This is a genomic window from Bacteroidia bacterium (genome assembly GCA_037045145.1).
Taxonomy (GTDB): Bacteria; Bacteroidota; Bacteroidia; order AKYH767-A; family OLB10; genus OLB10.
Window position 1 is genome coordinate 1 of sequence record JBAOIA010000013.1, and the last position, 4388, is coordinate 4388.

A 4388-nucleotide genomic window follows, 5' to 3' on the forward strand; every position below is an offset into this window, starting at 1 on the left:
TAAAATATGAGTAAGAAAAAAGAATTTACTAAGAAGGCTCAGATAAAAGCAACTTCCATTACTTTCATTGAACAACTCAATAAATTTTGTGATAAAAACATTAAAATTTTATTGCCCTTAATCATTCTTCTATCAGCAGTATTTACGTTTCTTTTATATGACTTAAAGATAAGTGAAGCACATGATGATGCATTGTATATAGAATCCGCTTATAAATTTAGTCAAAATTTTTGGGGATATTATACAGCTAATGCACCTTTTTATCCAATATTCCTAAGTTTCTTTATTGATGTTTTTGGATTCAATATTGTTGTCCTAAAGCTTACAAGTACATTTTTTGGCTTATTACACCTAATAGTTTTTTATTATTTTTTTAAGGATCGAGTAAGCACCTTCGTCCTACTTTGTATTTTATTTTTTACTGGCATTAGTTCGTATTTTCTATACTATAACAGTATGACCTTCACAGAACAATTTTTTTTGTTTTTACAAACCTGTTTCCTGCTGTTATTTTATAAAGAATATGAAAAAAGTAAAAGCGTTAATTCTTCTTTAAAAATATTGGGGCGATTTCTAATACCAGCTTTAGTTTTACTAATTCTCACCTTATCAAGAAATATTGCAATTGGCATAATCATACCTGTTGTAGTTTATCTTCTTTTTGAAAGAAAAATAAAATTAGCGCTCCTTTTCATTGTTGCTTTCGCAGCTACAAGAGGTTCTTTCGAGGTATTCAAATCTAATACATGGGGAGGTCAAAATCAATTTTCTGCACAAGGCTCAAGTTTAATAGTTCAAAAAGATCCTTATGACCCATCAAAAGGTACTGAAGATTTTTCCGGCTATGTTCAAAGATTTTTTGATAATTATAATATCTATATCAGTAAAAGGTTCTTCCAATTAACCGGCTTCCTTGGTGAAGGCTCACAGTCCGTCATTCCTGGATTAGGTTTGCTTTTTGCAGTATTAATGATTTATTGTTTTTACAGAATAATAAAATCCAAAAATTCTCTTTTACTTTTACTTTTCATATATACCGTTGCCATGTGTGCATTTACATTTGTAGCATTACAAAAAAGTTGGGATCAATATAGACTTATTATGGTCTTTGTACCTTTTATATTGATAATAATATTTGATACACTCTTCAGTTCGATTAAGAACAATTTTGGACAATCTATAGTATTATTGTTTTTAGCAATTATTCTAACTTCAAGTACTATCCACACAATTAGAAAATCTTCTGAAAACTATCCAACATTAATAAAAAATCTTGGTGGTGATTTATATGCCGGATACACACCAGATTGGATTAATTATTTAAAATTGAGCACTTGGTGTGCTGATAGTTTGCCAAAAGAATCATTAGTTGCTGCCCGTAAAGCACCTATGTCTTTTGTATATGGACATGGAAAAGAATTTTATCCTATTTACACTGTTTTCAGTCACGATCCAGATTCAGTATTGAATAGATTTAAAAACGAAAAAGTTGAATATGTTATTCTAGTGAGTTTAAGAAGAAATCCTGCAAAAAATGATGGATATATAATCAATACAGTACATCGCTTACTACAACCTGTAGCACAAAAGTATCCTTCAAAACTTTCGTTAGTTAAACAAATTGGTGAAACAGAACCTGCTTATTTATATCGAATAAATAATTAAGTGGTTGAAAAAAGAATAATCCAAGAAATTAAGCATGGTGAAAAAATCGCCTCAAATGCTGAGTTTATCTGGAGATGGGATTCACCTACCGGCATAATTCGATCAGAAAGAAGAGCTAATTTTTTTGTTCAGTTTGGACAAATAGATTCAGACAAGTCAGTTCTTGAAATAGGATGTGGCACAGGACTGTTTACCAAAAGGGTGAATGAGTTAACAAATTCTAAAATTACTGCAATTGATATCTCTGAAACTCTTATTTCAATTGCTAAAACAAAAGTTCCATCCTGTCAATTCATAAGAATGGATGCAATGAACATGATTTTTCAACCCAATCTATTCGATGTAGTTTTTGGTAGCTCTATACTACATCATTTACACATTGAAGCTGTCTTAAATGAAATACATAGAGTATTAAAGCCTGCTGGTAAAATTGTTTTTGCTGAACCAAATATGTTAAACCCACATATCTTTTTGCAGAAAAATATACCTGTTTTAAAACGATACTGGGGTGATATTCCAGATGAGTCAGCAATTGTCAGATGGCAGTTAAAAGAACTTTTATTACATAGAGGATTTATTAATGTTAATATAATACCCTACGATTTTCTTTATCCTATGACGCCTGCAAAGCTAATACCAATCGTTTGTCGTATCGGCAGGAAGCTTGAAAAAATACCAATTATTAAGGAAATTGCCGGGTCAGTTTTAATATTTGCAGAAAAAAGAGCTTAAACATTTGTTAAATTAAAAGTTTGTAGTATTTTTGACTAAACAATATTTGATATGAAAGCACTTACCCTAAACTTTATTCTACTTCTTTCTTCAACAATTGCATTTTCTCAAATTAATTTAAGCGCTGGATTGCGTGCTAAATATGATTTTAGTGGAAACGCTAACGATTTATCCGGTAATAATTTTAATGGCGTTAATAATGGCGCTACTTTAACGTTCGACAGATTTGGAAACCCAAATTCCGCATTTGCATTTGACGGGATTGGTGCCTTTATTGATATTTCAAATTTTGCCAGTATGATTCCTGGCACCGAGATGTCTCTTTCTATTTGGGTTAAAGCTGATGGTGTAAAATCACAGGGATTAGTGATATTAGAACCAGATAATATCACTGACCGTTTTTTCGCAGGTGTTTACTATAGCCACAATGGTGTCTCTTCTACATTTTGGGATTTCGGAAACATTACTACCAACGGACGGTTAGGTGAAGTTGGCACATACTTTCAATCAGGTTGGGAACACTATGTTTTTATTGTTAGTGCATCTCAAAACTTCATGCAGGTTTATCGTAACGGATATTTAAAATTAATGAAAACGGATTTCACATCAATCATAAACAAGAATCGTTCTTTAAATATTGGTGGAGGAATAGCAGGAGCATCACCAACGAATTGTTTCTTCCAAGGCTCATTAGACGATATTAGAATTTACAATCGTGTATTAAATCCAACAGAAATTATGTGTTTATATAATGGTTATGAGAATTCAAATGTAAAAGACTTAAGAGTCTTTATTACAAACCATCCAAATGCACGTCCTGGATTTAATGAGAATTTATATGTAACTTATCAAAATATAGGCACAGCCACATTGAATGGTTATGTTGAATTGAATTATGATACAAATTACAGTTTTTTGCAAGCTATTCCAAGTCAAGATTCTATTGCACCACACTATCTTGGATGGAATGTTTACAATTTGCCTCCGGGAGGTCAAGGTGTAATTACTACGCAAATGTATTTGCCTGCCTCTGTACCACTCGGTACTCAATTACAGAATACTGCTAAAATATATCCAATAATAGGAGACACTACAGATTTTGACAATTTTGATACATTACATCAAACAGTTGTTGGTGGTTATGATCCAAATTATTTAGAAGTTTTACCGAGTACAGATATTTCTCCACAATTTGTTGCACAACAGGCCCCCTTATATTATATTATCCATTTTCAGAATACAGGTACTGCGAGTGCAATTAATGTCAGAACTGAAAACTTTTTAGATACAAACTTAATTGTTTCTAGTGTTGAAGTTATTGCATCAAGTCACCCCAACACATTTACACTTGACAATAACAATAAATTAACATTTCGTTTTGATGGTATTAACCTACCGGACAGCGGAAGCAATCAACTTGGAAGTAGTGGCTTTGTTATATATAGAGTAAAACCTAAACATAGTTTGCAATTAGGTGATTTAATTCAAAATACTGCATCAATTTATTTTGACTTCAATCAACCAGTCGTGACTAACACAACCGCAACTATGGTAGTACTGCCTTCAGGTTCACCTGAATTGCAAACAAACAACAATAATCTCAAATTATTCCCTAACCCTGTTTCAAACTCAGGTCTATTTTTACTTTGTAATTCTACACTTGAACAAAATATCCGTTTGCAACTATTAGATATCACCGGTAAAGTTTTATTAGAGACAAATGAAAAAATTCATAAAGGCGACAACCTAATTCAAATTCCTTCAGATAAATTAAAAACAGGCCTTTTCTTTATTCGTTGCAATTTTGTTGACGGTATTATTACAAGGAAGTTTATCAAGCAGTAGGTGTTTTTATTTTCAACTAATTATTATTTCATATTGGCATTACTTGCATTTCAAATTTATTTAAACTACGTTTGAATGCAATTCTTAATTGTGTTTATGAAACCATTTATACTGGCAATATTTCTTTTCTGTACCATCAATATATC

3 protein-coding genes are annotated in these 4388 nt (G+C 31.6%); all 3 read left to right on the top strand.

Annotation, left to right across the window (positions count from 1 at the left end; genetic code table 11):
* Positions 1–6 precede the first annotated feature (6 nt).
* The 3 genes from V9G42_14130 to V9G42_14140 are packed head-to-tail and all read left to right on the top strand — an operon-like array spanning position 7 to position 4242.
* Entirely contained in the window at positions 7–1665 is a 1659-nt protein-coding gene (locus V9G42_14130; GenBank protein ID MEI2760563.1) for a hypothetical protein, read from the top strand.
* A complete protein-coding gene (locus V9G42_14135) occupies positions 1666–2397 on the top strand; it encodes a class I SAM-dependent methyltransferase (protein ID MEI2760564.1) in 732 nt (243 codons plus the stop codon).
* A gap of 51 nt (positions 2398–2448) precedes the next feature.
* Positions 2449–4242 (top strand): LamG-like jellyroll fold domain-containing protein, encoded by a 1794-nt coding sequence (locus tag V9G42_14140; protein ID MEI2760565.1) that lies wholly within the window; start codon positions 2449–2451, stop codon positions 4240–4242.
* Positions 4243–4388: the final 146 nt, after the last annotated feature.

What these genes read in the sequence shown, in the direction of transcription:
- V9G42_14130 (MEI2760563.1), top strand. Translation starts at nt 7, where the DNA reads ATGAGTAAGAAAAAAGAATTTACTAAGAAGGCTCAGATAAAAGCAACT.
- V9G42_14140 (MEI2760565.1), top strand. Translation starts at nt 2,449, where the DNA reads ATGAAAGCACTTACCCTAAACTTTATTCTACTTCTTTCTTCAACAATT.